Consider the following 14,382-nt stretch of genomic DNA (forward strand, 5'->3'; position numbering starts at 1 on the left):
CTCTCGCGAGTCTCGGCAGGTCAGGCGTCGGTGTGCGTCGGCGCGTGTGGCGCGCTTTGGGTGCACTTTGCTAAGAATACGCCCCGCTTCTCGAGAAAGCTCAAGGAGCGGGGCGCGTGAGATGGGGGCCGACGATTGACTACTCTTCGTCGTCCTCGCGCTTGTCAACGACGAGGGTCTCGGTCGTCAGAACGAGGCCCGCGATCGAGGCGGCGTGGCGCAGGGCACTGCGCGTCACCTTGACCGGGTCGATGATGCCAGCGTCGACGAGGTCGACGTATTCGCCGGTCGCAGCGTTGAGGCCGGTGCCCACCGGGGACTCCTTGACCTTCTCGACTACGACGTAGCCCTCTTCACCGGCGTTCTCGGCGATCCAGCGCAGCGGCTCGGCAACGGCCTTGGCGACGGCGCGAACGCCGACGGCCTCGTCACCCTCGAGCCCGAGATCATCGGCGAGGACGGTCGCGGCCTGGACGATGGCCGAGCCACCGCCAGCGACGATGCCCTCTTCGATCGCGGCACGCGTTGCGGCGACCGCGTCTTCGATGCGCATCTTCTTTTCCTTGAGCTCGACCTCGGTGTGCGCGCCAACCTTGATGACGGACACGCCGCCCGAGAGCTTCGCGAGGCGCTCCTGGAGCTTCTCGCGGTCCCACTCGGAATCGGTGTTCTCAATTTCTGCCTTGATCTGCTGGACGCGATCGGACACGGCTTCGACATCACCGGCGCCGCCCACGATGGTCGTGTTGTCCTTCGTGATGACAACACGCTGTGCGGTGCCGAGCTGGCTGAGCTCGGTCGTCTTGAGGTCGAGGCCGAGATCCGGCGTGATGACCTCAGCGCCCGTGAGGATCGCGATGTCCTGCATCATGGCCTTGCGGCGGTCGCCGAAGGCAGGAGCCTTTACAGCGGCGCCCTTGAAGGAGCCGCGCAGCTTCGAGACCACGAGGGTTGCGAGGGCTTCGCCCTCGACGTCCTCGGCAATCACGAAGAGGGGCTTGCCGGACTCCACAACCTTCTCGAGCACGGGCAGGAACTCCTGCACGTTCGAGATCTTGCCCTGGTTAATGAGCACGTAGGCGTCTTCGAGAACGACTTCCTGGCGGTCAGCGTCGGTCACGAAGTGCGGGGAGATGAAGCCCTTGTCGAACTGCATGCCCTCGGTGAAGTCGAGCTCGAGCGCCGTCGTCGAGGACTCCTCGACCGTGATGACGCCGTCCTTGCCAACCTTGTCGAATGCCTCGGCAAGGAGCTCACCGATCTCGGCATCCTGCGACGACACGGTCGCGACGGAAGCGGTCTGCTCCTTCGAATCGATGTCGATCGCGATCTCGCCGAGCTTCTCGCTGAGGGCCTCGACAGCCTTCTCCATGCCGCGCTTGAGCGCCGCGGGGGCGGCACCCGAAGCAACGTTGCGCAGGCCCTCGTGCACGAGCGCCTGGGCGAGAACGGTTGCGGTCGTCGTGCCGTCGCCAGCAACGTCATTGGTCTTGGTCGCGACTTCCTTCGCGAGCTGAGCGCCGAGATCCTCGTAAGGATCATCGAGCTCGACCTCGCGAGCGATCGTCACGCCGTCGTTCGTGATGGTGGGGGCGCCCCACTTCTTGTCGAGGACGACGTTGCGGCCCTTGGGGCCAAGCGTCACCTTGACGGTGTCCGCGAGCTTGTCGACGCCGCGCTCAAGCGCGCGACGCGCCTCCTCGTCGTAAATGATTTCTTTTGCCACGGTGAGCCTTTCAGCCTTCGATGATTGCGAGAACGTCGCGCTGGCTCAGAACGAGGTATTCCTCGGAGCCGTACTTCAGCTCGGTGCCGCCGTACTTCGAGAAGACGACCTTGTCACCAACCTTGACGTCCATGGGGATGCGAGCACCCTTGTCGTCGAAGCGGCCTTCGCCAACGGCGACGACCTCGCCCTCCTGGGGCTTTTCCTTGGCAGTGTCGGGGATGATCAGGCCCGAAGCAGTCACCTGCTCGGCTTCGAGCGGGCGGACGACGACACGGTCCTCGAGGGGCTTAATGGAGACCGACATGCGACCTCACTCCTTCTTTAATCAATGTGAAGTTGACGGGTGTGCCACGGTGGGATGCTCGTCGTCGCGGTGCCGAGCAACCCGGCGCACCTTTGGCACTCTCACGCTGAGACTGCCAACGGATCAAGACTAGTGTGCCCGTTAGCACTCGTCAAAGCTGAGTGCCAGCTTTACGCGGAGCGCAAACCCCCACAACTCCTATGCAATTCGGGGGGTGGGATTCGGGTCAAAATGGGGCCTAGGTCCCATAAGCCCGTGGCTCTTACGTCACATATCCGGCATACCGGAACCCGGGTTCTGTATCACACGATCCGCCCTAGCGCGACTTAGTGTCCACTTCATAAGATTGAAGCACGTGAGAAACCAGCGGTGGAGAGCGCTCTACCGCCACTTTTCGCGCACAAATTAGGTACCACCGGTAGTGAGGACACACCCAAAATGACCATCATCCGCTCAATCTTCAAGACCTTCGAAAACCTCGCCGATCACATGGTTGGACAGGACGTCGAAAGACACAACACGGTTCACAAGAACCGACTTGGCGGCGACTTCGCGGCAATCGCACAGGCCCGAAGCAGCCAGGGCTCGACAACCCTCGGTCTCGGCCGCTAAATCCCCCAACCTCACCTACCGAACGCCCCGCGCGCCGCTCCTACGAGCGCAGCAGCGCCGGGCGTTTATTCATGCCCAAAAACCGACGGTCGGGACGCTCCTCAGCCGATCGCGGCAACCCATTCGTGGGTACCGTCGGAAAAATACTGGTCCTTCCAAATCGGAACGCGCGCCTTCACCTCATCCACGAGATCCGCACACGCCTCGAACGCACGCGCCCGGTGGGGAGCTGCGACCGCAGCAACGAGCGCCGAATCGCCCACCTCAAGAGCACCGTGGCGGTGGCTTGCGGCGACGAGAACATCCGGGTAGCGCTCGGCGATCGTGCGCACCACATCGACCATGACCTCGCTCGCGCTCGGGTGCGCTTCGTAGGCGAGACGCACAACCCCGCGCCCCTCATCGTGGTCGCGCACGAGCCCGTCGAAGGTCACAAGCGCGCCGCAACGCCGATCCTCGACACAACGGACCATGTCAGCGACGGCGACCGGCTCGCCACTCACGCTCGCGTGACGCACGCGGTCCTCGACGCCGCCGAGGTGCGGATCGCGCTCATCCTGCACTGCTTTCACGTCTTTCCCCTCGCTCATTCGTGACCTCCCCCATCGCGCTGGCGCAGCACGTGCTCGACAATGGGCTCGAGCACCGCCATACCGTCCTTCACTCCACCACGGGAGCCGGGCAGATTCACCACGAGAGTGCGACCGGCGAAACCGGCAAGCCCCCTGCTCACTACCGCGTACGGCGTCGATTCGCGCCCCTTGAGTCGCAACGCTTCCGCAATCCCGGGGATCTCCCGCGTGAGGTGGGGGCGAGTGTGTTCCGGCGTGACATCGCTCGGCGTGAGGCCGGTGCCTCCCGTCGTGATCGCGAGATCCACTCCCGAGGAGATGGCATCTGCAAGGGCGCGGCCAACGTCGGGCCCATCCGGAACCACCGTGACGCCACACCCGCGAAAGCCGCACCGTTCAAGCCACGCGGAGAGTACGGGCCCCGTAAGGTCCTCGTATTCGCCGCGAGCCGCACGCGTCGAGGCGACGATCACGCACGCCGACCAGCCGCGCTCCCCCACACAATTCACCGCGCACCGCCCTTGTCGCCGCGCGCGACGGCACGGTCCCAATCGCCGCTCTTACCCCCGGACTTCGCGAGAACCTTGACGTCGCCGATTACCGCGAGGTGATCGACGGCCTTCACCATGTCGTACACCGTGAGCGCCGCAACGCTCGCCGCCGTGAGCGCTTCCATCTCGACGCCCGTCTTCCCCTCGGTCTTGACGCGCGCGCGAACCTCGATCACCTCGGGAGCGATCCGCGCGAAGTCCACGGTGACCTTGGTAATGGGAAGCGGGTGGCACAGCGGGATCAGCTCGTGTGTGCGTTTGGCCGCCATGATGCCCGCAACTCGGGCGACGCTGAGCGCCTCCCCCTTCGGCAGCTCGCCCGAAAGAACCCGGTCGATCACGTCAGCGCGGCTCGTCAGGGTCGCGCTCGCGACAGCTTCGCGGGTCGTGACGGCTTTGCCCGACACATCGACCATGTGGCTCGAACCGTCGGAGCGCACGTGCGTAAGGGGGCTGCTATCGCCACTGTTGACACTGGTCATCGAAGAATCATCACCTCATGAATGTCGCCGTCGGCCACGCGCGTGACCTCCGGGGGAATAAGCACGAGCGCATCGCTCAGGGCGAGCGCGCCCACGAGATGCGAACCGGGGCCGCCCACGAGCTTCACGGTCGAGTCAGAGTTGAGCCGAGCGCGCCGAACCTGCACGAGCCCCTCCGGGGACGACTCGCTCGCGCCGGTTTGTGTGCGCACCGGCAGGTGCACACGCGCGCGCGGCGGAGCTGCGAGGGCGTCGCGAACGAACATCTCGAGGCTCACGTACGCCGAAACCGGGTTGCCGGGTAGCGCGATCCACGCGACCTCGCCATGCTCCGCCGCGAGAATACCGAGTCCCTGCGGCCCTCCCGGCTGCATCGCCACCTTGTCGAACGCGAGGCGCAGCGGCGAGGCTTCCATCTGGGCTGCCTGGCGAATCGGCTCAACGGCCCCCGCACTCACCCCGCCGGTCGACACGACAAGATGCGCTCGGGCACTCTCGCATGCCTCACCCACGTCATCGAGAAGCGCACGCGGATCATCCGGAACGCGAAGCCTGGCGCACACCTCAATCCCCGCGTCTTCAAGCGCCGCAGCCACGAGGAAGGAGTTCGCATCAAAAATGCGCCAGTCTTCCGGCTCCGGCTCCCCCGGCTCGCGCACTTCAGTTCCCGTCGAAACAACAACGGCGCGTAGCCGCTCGCGCACCTCCACTTCGGCCACACCGACAGAAGCGAGGTGCCCAATCAGGCGCGCAGTCAGCACCTGGCCTGCCCGCGCGACGACGTCGCCGCACTCGGTGTCGCTTCCCGCGGGGCGCACGAAACGCCCCTCGGTGCGGTGCTCGGGGGCGAGGGCAAACGTGAGGTCCGACGGTTGCTGGCCGACGTCGGATTCTTCCTTCGTCCGCTGGGAGAAGCGACCGACCGCGGTCTCTTCGACGGGGATTACGGCGTTCGCGCCCACAGGGATGGGGGCGCCCGTCATGATGGGACGGGCAGTTCCCGGCTCGAGCGTCGAGGGCTCGTCGCCCGCCGCGATGAGAGGGCCGAGCGGAAGCGTAATCGGGGCACCGTCGGGGGTTGGGGCGAGGCTTTCAACGTTGAGCGCGAAGCCGTCCATCTGCGAGTTTGCGACGGGAGGCACATTCACGGGCGAGGTCACGTCTCGGGAGAGGGTGCGGCCTCGGGCACGTTCGAGGCCGACGGTTGCCACGCCCGGGGCGTGTGGCGAATCCAGCACGGCGCCCACGAGCTCCCGAAGGCTCCGCCGGTGCTCGGCGAGAGGGATGCGACCAGGCGCGAAGCGCGAGTCTTGCTCCAAGGTGGTGTTCCTTCCTCGTGTGGCCAGGGCCTCTAGGGTAGCGCGCGAAAGTCCCCTAAGCTGGTGTGACACCTCTTTGTCGTTCCCCGTAAAGGAGAGCATGTCGATCGATCTCGGGATGCCGAAGCCCCGCGCCATGGACCCCATCGAGGAAGCGCCCTCGACCGAAGGACGCCCCGCAACGGGCGCGCTCATCGACACCTTCGGGCGTACGGCGCGCGACCTGCGCATCTCCCTCACGGATTTCTGCAACCTCCGCTGCACCTACTGCATGCCCGAGGCCGGCCTCCAATTCCTCAAGAAACCGCAGCTCATGAGCGTCGAAGAGGTCGCGCGGTTCGTCCGCATCGGCGTGGAGGAGCTCGGAATCCGGGAAGTGCGTTTCACGGGCGGCGAGCCGCTCACGCGAAACGACCTCGCCGACATCATCGCCGAAGTCGCCGCCCTCGATCCCCGGCCCGACATCTCGCTCACGACCAACGCGATCGGCCTCGAAAAACGCGCCGAAGGACTGGTGGCTGCGGGCCTTGACCGCATCAACATTTCGCTTGATTCGGCGCATTCCGAAACGTTTGAGGCAATGACTCGCCGCCCGTTCCTCCACCGCGTCCTCGAGGGCATCGAGGCCGCACGCGCAGCCGGGCTGAGTCCCATCAAAATCAACGCCGTTCTCCAACCCGGCGCGAACGAGCACGAAGCGGCCGAGCTCCTCGCGTGGTGCCTCGAGCGCGGCCTCGAACTGCGCTTCATCGAATACATGCCACTCGATGGCGCCGGCCGCTGGAACCGCGAGCGCATGGTGACCGCCGACGACGTGTGGCAGCTGCTCAGCCCCTACTACGTTCTGCACCCCGTGCGCGAGGTGCGCGGCGGGGCGCCCGCCGAAAAATTCGATGTGTGGCCGCGAGAAGGCGTCGCGGGCCCGGGAGCGCCGGGCACGATCGCCAAGGCGCTCAAGGATCGCGGCATCGCCCCCGCCGACACACGCGCGGTGCGGCGGGTTCTACCGCCACCGCCCGGCGAGCCGTTCGTCGAAGCGTGCGAGCGGCCGGGCACTGAGGCGCTCGGAACCGTCGGAATCATCGCCTCCGTTACCCGCTCGTTCTGCGCGGACTGCACCCGCACGCGCCTTACCGCCGAGGGTCGCGTGCGCACGTGCCTGTTCTCGCACACCGAGACGGACCTCCTCGGCCTCATGCGTTCCGGCGCGAGCGACGAAGCTATCGCCGATCGTTGGCGCGCCGCCCAATGGGGGAAGCAGGCTGGCCACGGCATGGAACGCAGCGACTTTGTTCAACCCGAGCGGCCCATGAGCGCCATTGGAGGATAGACGCATGACTGAAAAAACCACCGCCGACGTTCGCTTTTTTGCCGGCGCGGCCCACGCCTTCGGCACGAGCGAGCAACGGGTCGAGTTCGAAGGGACGACCCTCGGGGACCTGCTCGAAGCGCTGCGGTCAGGCGCTATTTCGGAGGCGGGGCCCGACGCCGGTGAGGTACTTGGCCGCTGCAGCTTCCTTGTTAATGCGGTGAGCGAGAACGACCCGAAGGCGCCCCTCGTCGCAAGCGAGGGCGGCACCATCAGGGTGGACGTGCTGCCGCCATTCGCGGGCGGCTGAGGGCCAGCCCGTTCGCGGCTCCCCCTCGCCGCAGCCCTCCGGGCGGGGTCTCCGTCTCCCCCCCCGGGCGAGGCCTCTCCGCGGCCCCTCCAGGCGACCCCTTCTCCGCAGCCTTCCAGGCGACCCCTCTCCGCAGCCTCTCTGGTACCCCTCCGCACCCACTCCGGCATCTCTCCTCGGTCTAGGAAACTAAACCCAACATTTGCGATGCTTTTCGGCGCTATACCGCCGCAAACGTTGGGTACAGATTCCCATTCGGTCCCTGTCCACCTTGCTCGACCGTTGCTATGACCGCGTTGGGCCGCAGGCGATTCTCGTCCTGCGCCTCAACGCTCTCTGTGCAACCGCTGCCGCGCGAGAATTCCCGAGCGCTCTCATCACCACATCATCGGGGGCGTTGAGCGGAAGTAGCGGCAGGTCACGGATATGGAGACGAAACACTTCGAGGCCGCGATCCGCGTACATGAAGTCCTTAGTCCGATCCCGTTCGATCGCGTCGAGCGTGCGGTGGTAGTCGCCGTCATACTCCCCCACAACCCGCTCCCTTTCCCAAAAGAAATCTGGCGAGCACACGATGCGCCCATGCTCGTCGAGAATTGGGACATTGAGACGCGGCTCTTTGAGCCCCGCGAAGACCATTGCGAGCCGTGCGCGACTCTCCTGTGCGGAATCGGATCCCACCCTGATAAGTTCGAGTGCCTTTCGCGCGCGGCAAATTCCGGGAAGGCCTGGGTAGGCGGCGACTGCTGCTTCTAATTCTGCGAGGGTTGCATAGGCGCCGGTTCGCCCGATCTCGAGGTTCGGGCGAGGCACGCGTACAAGCGCGTCGCCTGCGGCCACGAGGTAATCAAGCGGAACGATCGACGCGAGATCGAGCCAGGTACGCACGCGAGACAGGATTTGCAGCGTGTGGTTCCCGCGCCGGAGAGTGCGCACTTCGTGCGGTTCAACCCGTGAAAAATGCAGGTCAATCATGGGATGCGGCCGCGCGTCCTTCAGCGACGTCGTGAAGCTCATGGGCGCCGCGGGGTCCCACGTCGAGAGCTGGGGCGGAAGCGGCATCTCATGCACCCGCGCCGCATTCACCCCCGAAAGCACGAGGTGCGAGTACTTCGCGCAAAGCGCCCGGGCGAGTTCAGGCTCGGTGAAGTCCCGGTTCCTATCGGCATATAGACCGGGGCCGAGGGTCGCGATGTCGCTTCGCCGAAGTCGGTCTCGACTGATCCCGTGATCAGCGAGGTCACGCGAAACAAACACCGGAGGAAGCTTCTTTGGCAGCGGCAAGGGAGGTCGATTCATACGGCAAGTCTTGCCGCCGGCGGCCTTGCGAAAAAGCGCCCCTGCCAAATTGTGGATAACTTCCGATGGTTCAGGTCGCCGCGGCCCAAGACCCCGAATCTGTACCCAACGTTTGTGGCGGTATCGCGGCGAATACCCCCACAAACGTTGGGGTTAGTTTTCTAGGTCGAAAAAAGGGGTGGGCGAACCGGAGCAGCAAAGGGATGGGGAGCACGAGCCACACCAGCGCCCCTCACCTCCACAGCCGCAACGCCACTAATCACCCAGGGTTGCAGCAAGGTAGCCGCCCGCCATGTCGGCCACTTCGATCCCAAGCGCCGCAAGCTCGGCCTGCACCGCTGCCGAACGCGCCCCTCCCGCGCAGTGCACGATCGCGCCGCGCAGCCCATCGACTCCTTGAAGGGGTCCGACGGCCGCCCGCTCCCCTCGCGCAAATTCCATGAGTTCAGCCCGCGGGATATTGACGGCATGAGGCAGCATGCCCGCTGCAGCTTCCGATTCTTCGCGGATGTCGATGAGGAGCCGGCCGGAAGCAGCCGCTCGCCGCGCCTGAGCTGGCGAGAGGACTTCCCCGTGCACCGGCGCCGCCCCGGGTGACTCGACCGCGGGAAACCCACACGTCTCCACGAGGTCTTCGAGCTCGGCGACGGGCGCGCGGCCCGGACGACGGGCAACGTCGATGCGCGACCAGTCGCCGGTGAGTGCGTTATAGAGCTGAATGCACCCATAGAGCGGGGTGCCGAGCCCGGTGAGGACCTTGAGGGCCTCCATCGCCATTGTTGAACCGATGACGCCTACGAGCGGACCCAGCACCCCCGCCTCACTGCAGCTAGGGACCTCGCCTGGCTTCGGGGGGCGAGGGTGGACATCCCTATAGGTGACGCCACGGCCTGAATCGCCATAGAACGCAGCCACTTGCCCGTCGAACGCAAGGATCGACCCCCAGATCAGAGGCAGGTTGAGGATTTCGCAGGCGTCAGACACGAGGTAGCGAGTAGGGAAATTGTCGGTGCCGTCAAGAACAAGGTCGTGACCCTCGAGAACTTGAAGCACATTGATCGGCGTCAGCGCTTCGGGCACTTCCCGTACGTCGACGGTGGGGTTGAGTGCGCGGACGGCCGCTGCGGCGGAAGAGGTCTTCAGTGTTCCGACGGCGGACTCCGGATGTATAACTTGCCGCTGTAGGTTGGAAATATCCACTCGATCAGGGTCCGCAACGGTAATGTGACCAACGCCAGCGGCGGCTAGATATTGCAGGATAGGCGCTCCAAGACCTCCCGCCCCAACGACCACAACCCGGGCTTGCCTCAGCTTTTGCTGCGTCTCCAGCGTGAAACCCGGGAGATTGAGGTGCCGGGAGTAGCGCCTATAATCGGCACCACTAAGCTCTCGTGACGAATCACCGGCTGCATAATTAACCATGTTTTTTAGTCTCACAGTTTGACTTGAACGAAGGAGGCGTAGAAAAATCCTTCACAATGGTCCGGTGAACCACCTCACATGAGGTACAGTTCAACCGTTCCGTGAATAGTTCATGACCTTTCCGTGACGCCGCTGTTCACAATACGGTCAGCGTCTCCACGGTCGTTGAACTGCCCTATTCTGGAGCATCCCCGCGCCCGCCCCGGACGCACCCGATCCCGTCGCCCCCGGGCGCCGACTGCAAATAAGGAAAGCACGCGTGACCCTTATATCCACCCCCCTCAGCGCCTGCCGCGTCGCAGCCCCCTCGCGCCGCGCACAGAGTGCATGGGAAGTCAGCGAGCGTTTCACCGCTCTGATCGGAGCACTCTCGTGACAAAGTACCTCCTTCGCCGTTTCGTGAACTACGCGTTCCTCACCGTTGTGGCAACCGTGTTCGCCTACATCGCTGCCGGCAGCTTCTTCTATCCGCGCCGACGTTGGCTCAATCAGAATCCTCCAATTCCCGAGGCCTCAATCGACGCGACGCTCAACGAGTTGAACATGAATGACAAGGTGCCGATCCTTCAGCGCACCTGGACGTGGCTCTCGAACATCGTTGTAAAGCCGTGGAGCCAGAAGCTCGGCAAGGACATCTCGGGACAGTGGGTCATCGATCAGATGGCGATGCGCGCCGGCGTTTCGCTGCGCCTCCTGATCGCTGGCGCAATCCTCGGGGCCCTTATCGGCGTCATCCTCGGCGTGTGGGGCGCTGTTCGCCAGTACAAGCTTTCAGACCAGGTTGTCTCGTATGCCTCGTACGTGCTGATTTCGACCCCGACCTTCGTGGGCGGCCTCCTACTCATGGTTGTGGCCACGAAGCTTAACCAAGCACTCGGCACGCAGCTCATCCGCTTCAGCGGCTCGTATACCCCCACGTATCACGCGCAGGGTGGAATGACCGCTTTTCTCGACAGTGTCAACCACCTGATCCTTCCCACCATCGTCCTCGCCGCCTTCGGTGCAGCCGGGTACTCGCGCTACCAGCGCTCGATCATGCTTGACGTCCTCGGAAGCGACTTCATTCGCACGGCCCGCTCGAAGGGCGCAACCCGTAATCACGCTCTTGTCAAGCACGGTGTGCGCGTAGCGCTCATCCCCATGTCGACGTACTTCGCCTACTCCTTCGGCACGCTCGTCGCGGGCGCCGCGTTCCTCGAGATGATCTTCTCGTGGGCGGGCATGGGCCAGTACGGCATCAACGCGGTTCAGCAATCCGACGTCAACGCCCTCGCGGGCAACGTGTGCTTCACGTCGATCGTGATTCTGTTCTCCTCGATGCTTTCCGAAGTTCTTTACGCGGCGCTTGATCCGCGAGTGAGGGTGTGACGCCATGAGCTCCAGCAACCCGATTCCCCCCGTCAACGAAGCTACCGAGCTTCCCGAAGCCGTCCCCGCGACAGAAGAACTCGCGGAAACCGCAGCGACGGATCCGAAGGGCAAGCGCCGCCGCAAGGCGGAAAAAGCGCAAAAGAAGCCTCTTTCGCGCTGGGCTCTCGTGTGGCGTCGCCTCAAGCGCAAGCCAAACTTCTGGATTGGCGCGATCGTTCTTGGCGCGATCGTTCTGTTCGCGCTCTTCGGCAACATCCCGAACGTGTACGAGCTCGGCGAGACCGACGCCTACAGCTACAACTCCCCGCCTAGCGGGCAGCACTGGTTCGGTACGGACTCTATTGGCGTGGATCTCTACGCCTCGATGGTTGAAGCGCTTCGCAAGTCGCTCTTGATCGGGCTCCTTGCTGCGCCCGCCGCGACGCTCATTGCGGCGTTCGTGGGCTCGCTCGCCGGTTACATCGGCGGCAAGCTTGAGACCGTCGTCAACTGGATCATTAACCTCCTGCTCGTGCTCCCCGTGTTCTACGTGCTCATGATCATTTCGCCGCTTCTGTCGAACGTGAGCTGGATCGTCATCGTCGTCGCCATCGCGGGCTTCGGCTGGATGGTGATGGCGCAGATCGTGAAGAACCAGACCAAGTCCCTCAAAGACCGCGAATACGTGAAGGCCGCGCGCTACATGGGCGTTGGCACGACCACGATCCTCGCGCGCCACATCATCCCGAACGTTGCCTCGCTTCTCATCATCGATGCGGCGCTCGGCGTGAGCGGCGCAATCCTGTCCGAAACGTCGCTGAGCTTCTTCGGCCTCGGCATTCAGCCGCCGGACGTCTCCCTTGGAACGCTCATTGCGAACGGCCAGAATGCGGTTCTTACCCGCTGGTGGCTATTCGTGATTCCCGCAGCTTTCCTCGTCGCCCTGCTCACCTCGGTGAACTTGCTCGGTGACGCACTCCGCGACGCAATCGATCCCACGAGCGAGGTCAACCGTGCCTGAACCACTTCTTTCCGTCCAAGACCTCACGGTCACCTTCCCGAACGCCAATGGCGATGTTCGCGCCGTACGCGGCGTGAACTACCACGTCAACGAGGGTGAGTTCCTCGGTATCGTCGGTGAATCGGGCTCGGGTAAATCCGTCAGTTCGATGGCCGTCATGGGCCTTCTTCCCACTTCCGCGAAGATCACGGGCGAAATCACCTACCGCGGAGAGTCGCTCCTGCGCAAGAGTGACCGCCAGCTTTCCGACCTTCGCGGTCGCGAGATCTCGATGATCTTCCAGGATCCCCTGAGTGCCCTCACGCCGGTCTATACGATCGGCCAGCAAATCGAAGAGGCCCTCACGCTGCACAATTCGAATATGAGTTCGCAGGCGCTGCGTGCACGCTCGATCGAGCTTCTGAAGATCGTCGGCATCCCCGCCGCCGAGCGCCGTGTGAAGGCGTTCCCGCATGAGTTCTCGGGCGGTATGCGTCAGCGCGCCATGATCGCCATCGCGATGGCGAACGACCCGAAGCTCATCATCGCCGACGAGCCGACGACAGCTCTCGACGTGACGATTCAGGCGCAGATCCTCGAGGTCCTTCAAAAGGCAAAGGAAGTGACGGGGGCCGCCGTCGTGCTCATTACCCACGACCTCGGCGTCGTCGCCGGTAACGTGGATCGCGTTGCCGTGATGTACGCGGGCAAGCTCGTGGAAAAAGGCGGCGTTGACGAAATTTTTGCCGAGCCGCACATGCCGTACACCATGGGCCTGCTTCGCTCCGTCCCGAACATGCTGACGGCTGGCAAGGACCGCCTGGTTCCGCTCGAAGGTCGCCCGCCGAGCCTTGCCAACCTCAAGCCTGGATGCCCGTTCGCTGACCGTTGCCCGGCCGCGATCGATCTATGCCGCACCGAAGAACCCGAACTCATGACCCACGTCGGCGACGGCGATCGACAGGTCGCGTGCCACCGCGCGAAGGAAATTGCGGCGGGAACGCTCAAGCCGTCGGACATCTTCCCCCGCCCCCCGCACGTGGAGCGCGCGGTTAAGAGCCACGAGAACGACAAGCCCATCGTCAAGGCGACCGAGATCCAGCGCCACTTCCCGCTCTACAAGGGCGCTGTGTTCCGTCGCCAGGTTGGCGTCGTCAAGGCTGTGGATAACGTGTCCTTCGAGATCAAGCCGGGCCAGACGCTCGGACTCGTGGGTGAGTCCGGTTCGGGTAAGTCAACGACGAGCCTCGAAATCCTCGAACTCGTCGCGCCGCAGCACGGAACCCTCGAGGTGAGTGGGGTCGACGTCTCGACCCTCAAGAACAAGAAGGAACGCCTCGCTCTGCGTAAGGACGTCCAGATCGTCTTCCAGGATCCGATGGCTGCGGTCGACCCGCGCATGCCCGTGGGCGACATCATTGCCGAGCCCCTCACCGTGCACAAGGTGCCGAAAGACGAACGCTACAAGCGCGTCTACGAGCTCCTTGAGCGCGTTGGGCTCGACCCGGAGATGGCAGACCGCTATCCCCACGAATTTTCCGGCGGTCAGCGCCAGCGCATCGGCATTGCGCGCGCGCTCATCACCGAACCTAAGCTTCTCGTGCTCGATGAGCCCGTATCGGCTCTGGACGTGTCCGTTCAGGCCGGCGTGATCAACCTGCTCGAGGATCTCCGCGATGAACTCGGTTTGAGCTACCTTTTCGTGGCTCACGACCTCGCGATTGTGCGCGAGATCGCCGACAACATTGCGGTGATGTATCTGGGCCGCATCGTCGAATACGGCCCCGTCCAGGATGTCTTTGAGAACCCGAAGCATCCCTACACGCGTGCTCTCATGTCGGCGGTTCCGGTTCCGGATCCGAAGCTTGAGCGCGCCCGTACGCGAGTTCTTCTTGAGGGGGATCAACCAAGCCCCACTGAAGAGATCATCGGCTGCAACTTTGCTTCGCGATGCCCCCTGATCGGGATGCTCAGCGAAGAGCAGCAGAACCTGTGCCGGACTGCGGACCCTCAGGGCACGCAGGTCGGAGCCTCCCGGGTGGAATGCCATCATGCCGAGGAGACCTGGCGTCTAGACGACGATCAGTAGAAACTTTTTCCGCGGCCCGAGAACCCCTTTTCCC

Annotated in this window: 14 protein-coding genes; 6 read left to right on the plus strand and 8 right to left on the minus strand. The window is 64.1% G+C overall.

Going from position 1 to position 14,382, the window contains the following annotated elements; translation table 11 throughout:
- Positions 1-139: 139 nt before the first annotated feature.
- Together groL and groES are read right to left on the minus strand one after the other, a co-directional pair.
- Positions 140-1,726: a chaperonin GroEL gene (gene groL, locus HMPREF3176_RS07855; RefSeq protein WP_016663895.1), complete on the minus strand. Its 1,587-nt coding sequence runs from the start codon at positions 1,724-1,726 to the stop codon at positions 140-142.
- A gap of 10 nt (positions 1,727-1,736) precedes the next feature.
- A complete protein-coding gene (gene groES, locus HMPREF3176_RS07860; RefSeq protein WP_016663894.1) occupies positions 1,737-2,033 on the minus strand; it encodes a co-chaperone GroES in 297 nt (98 codons plus the stop codon).
- A 438-nt stretch (positions 2,034-2,471) separates the two neighbouring features.
- On the opposite strand from groES, the gene HMPREF3176_RS10375 reads away from it, so the two are divergent.
- Complete coding sequence (locus tag HMPREF3176_RS10375; protein WP_016663893.1) at positions 2,472-2,645, plus strand: hypothetical protein; 174 nt, start codon at positions 2,472-2,474, stop codon at positions 2,643-2,645.
- Between the two features lie 101 nt (positions 2,646-2,746).
- On the opposite strand, the gene HMPREF3176_RS07865 is transcribed toward HMPREF3176_RS10375, so the two are convergent.
- Genes HMPREF3176_RS07865 through glp form a run of 4 tightly spaced genes read right to left on the minus strand, consistent with a single transcriptional unit; the run spans position 2,747 to position 5,569 of the window.
- Positions 2,747-3,235 carry a molybdenum cofactor biosynthesis protein MoaE gene (locus tag HMPREF3176_RS07865; RefSeq protein WP_083286326.1) on the minus strand — a complete coding sequence of 163 codons (489 nt, stop codon included), beginning with the start codon at positions 3,233-3,235 and terminating at the stop codon, positions 2,747-2,749.
- Positions 3,232-3,726 carry a MogA/MoaB family molybdenum cofactor biosynthesis protein gene (locus tag HMPREF3176_RS07870; RefSeq protein ID WP_070459534.1) on the minus strand — a complete coding sequence of 165 codons (495 nt, stop codon included), beginning with the start codon at positions 3,724-3,726 and terminating at the stop codon, positions 3,232-3,234. The genes HMPREF3176_RS07865 and HMPREF3176_RS07870 overlap by 4 nt, the downstream gene beginning before the upstream one ends.
- Entirely contained in the window at positions 3,723-4,250 is a 528-nt protein-coding gene (gene moaC, locus HMPREF3176_RS07875; protein ID WP_070459537.1) for a cyclic pyranopterin monophosphate synthase MoaC, read from the minus strand. Before moaC ends, HMPREF3176_RS07870 begins: the two co-directional genes overlap by 4 nt.
- Positions 4,247-5,569, minus strand: coding sequence for a molybdopterin molybdotransferase MoeA (gene glp / locus HMPREF3176_RS07880; RefSeq protein ID WP_168161967.1), 1,323 nt, complete (start codon positions 5,567-5,569; stop codon positions 4,247-4,249). The genes moaC and glp overlap by 4 nt, the downstream gene beginning before the upstream one ends.
- Before the next feature lie 100 nt (positions 5,570-5,669).
- Here glp and HMPREF3176_RS07885 point away from each other — a divergent pair, with 100 nt between their 5' ends.
- Together HMPREF3176_RS07885 and HMPREF3176_RS07890 are read left to right on the plus strand one after the other, a co-directional pair.
- Positions 5,670-6,899, plus strand: a complete 1,230-nt coding sequence (locus HMPREF3176_RS07885; protein WP_141742395.1) for a GTP 3',8-cyclase MoaA — start codon at positions 5,670-5,672, stop codon at positions 6,897-6,899.
- 4 nt (positions 6,900-6,903) lie between these two features.
- Positions 6,904-7,188 carry a MoaD/ThiS family protein gene (locus tag HMPREF3176_RS07890; protein WP_070459540.1) on the plus strand — a complete coding sequence of 95 codons (285 nt, stop codon included), beginning with the start codon at positions 6,904-6,906 and terminating at the stop codon, positions 7,186-7,188.
- Positions 7,189-7,473: 285 nt separating this feature from the next.
- On the opposite strand, the gene HMPREF3176_RS10380 is transcribed toward HMPREF3176_RS07890, so the two are convergent.
- Positions 7,474-8,487, minus strand: coding sequence for a hypothetical protein (locus HMPREF3176_RS10380; protein ID WP_161493674.1), 1,014 nt, complete (start codon positions 8,485-8,487; stop codon positions 7,474-7,476).
- 255 nt (positions 8,488-8,742) lie between these two features.
- Positions 8,743-9,909: a ThiF family adenylyltransferase gene (locus HMPREF3176_RS07900; RefSeq protein ID WP_070459666.1), complete on the minus strand. Its 1,167-nt coding sequence runs from the start codon at positions 9,907-9,909 to the stop codon at positions 8,743-8,745.
- Positions 9,910-10,281: 372 nt separating this feature from the next.
- On the opposite strand from HMPREF3176_RS07900, the gene HMPREF3176_RS07905 reads away from it, so the two are divergent.
- From HMPREF3176_RS07905 to HMPREF3176_RS07915, 3 genes are read left to right on the plus strand one after another with little or no spacing between them, the layout of a single operon-like run.
- Entirely contained in the window at positions 10,282-11,277 is a 996-nt protein-coding gene (locus HMPREF3176_RS07905; RefSeq protein ID WP_070459543.1) for an ABC transporter permease, read from the plus strand.
- A gap of 4 nt (positions 11,278-11,281) precedes the next feature.
- Positions 11,282-12,280, plus strand: a complete 999-nt coding sequence (locus HMPREF3176_RS07910) for an ABC transporter permease (RefSeq protein WP_070459544.1) — start codon at positions 11,282-11,284, stop codon at positions 12,278-12,280.
- Positions 12,273-14,348, plus strand: a complete 2,076-nt coding sequence (locus tag HMPREF3176_RS07915; protein ID WP_083286327.1) for a dipeptide ABC transporter ATP-binding protein — start codon at positions 12,273-12,275, stop codon at positions 14,346-14,348. The genes HMPREF3176_RS07910 and HMPREF3176_RS07915 overlap by 8 nt, the downstream gene beginning before the upstream one ends.
- Positions 14,349-14,382 lie beyond the last annotated feature (34 nt).

This window comes from Dermabacter sp. HMSC08H10, from assembly GCF_001807585.1.
Classification (GTDB): Bacteria; Actinomycetota; Actinomycetes; order Actinomycetales; family Dermabacteraceae; genus Dermabacter; species Dermabacter hominis.

Bases quoted from the DNA above. Each gene is read 5' to 3' on its own strand.
- groES (WP_016663894.1), bottom strand. From the start codon at position 2,033: ATGTCGGTCTCCATTAAGCCCCTCGAGGACCGTGTCGTCGTCCGCCCG.
- HMPREF3176_RS07865 (WP_083286326.1), bottom strand. From the start codon at position 3,235: ATGAGCGAGGGGAAAGACGTGAAAGCAGTGCAGGATGAGCGCGATCCG.
- HMPREF3176_RS07890 (WP_070459540.1), top strand. From the start codon at position 6,904: ATGACTGAAAAAACCACCGCCGACGTTCGCTTTTTTGCCGGCGCGGCC.
- HMPREF3176_RS10375 (WP_016663893.1), top strand. From the start codon at position 2,472: ATGACCATCATCCGCTCAATCTTCAAGACCTTCGAAAACCTCGCCGAT.
- moaC (WP_070459537.1), bottom strand. From the start codon at position 4,250: ATGACCAGTGTCAACAGTGGCGATAGCAGCCCCCTTACGCACGTGCGC.
- HMPREF3176_RS07885 (WP_141742395.1), top strand. From the start codon at position 5,670: ATGTCGATCGATCTCGGGATGCCGAAGCCCCGCGCCATGGACCCCATC.
- HMPREF3176_RS10380 (WP_161493674.1), bottom strand. From the start codon at position 8,487: ATGAATCGACCTCCCTTGCCGCTGCCAAAGAAGCTTCCTCCGGTGTTT.
- HMPREF3176_RS07910 (WP_070459544.1), top strand. From the start codon at position 11,282: ATGAGCTCCAGCAACCCGATTCCCCCCGTCAACGAAGCTACCGAGCTT.
- HMPREF3176_RS07900 (WP_070459666.1), bottom strand. From the start codon at position 9,909: ATGGTTAATTATGCAGCCGGTGATTCGTCACGAGAGCTTAGTGGTGCC.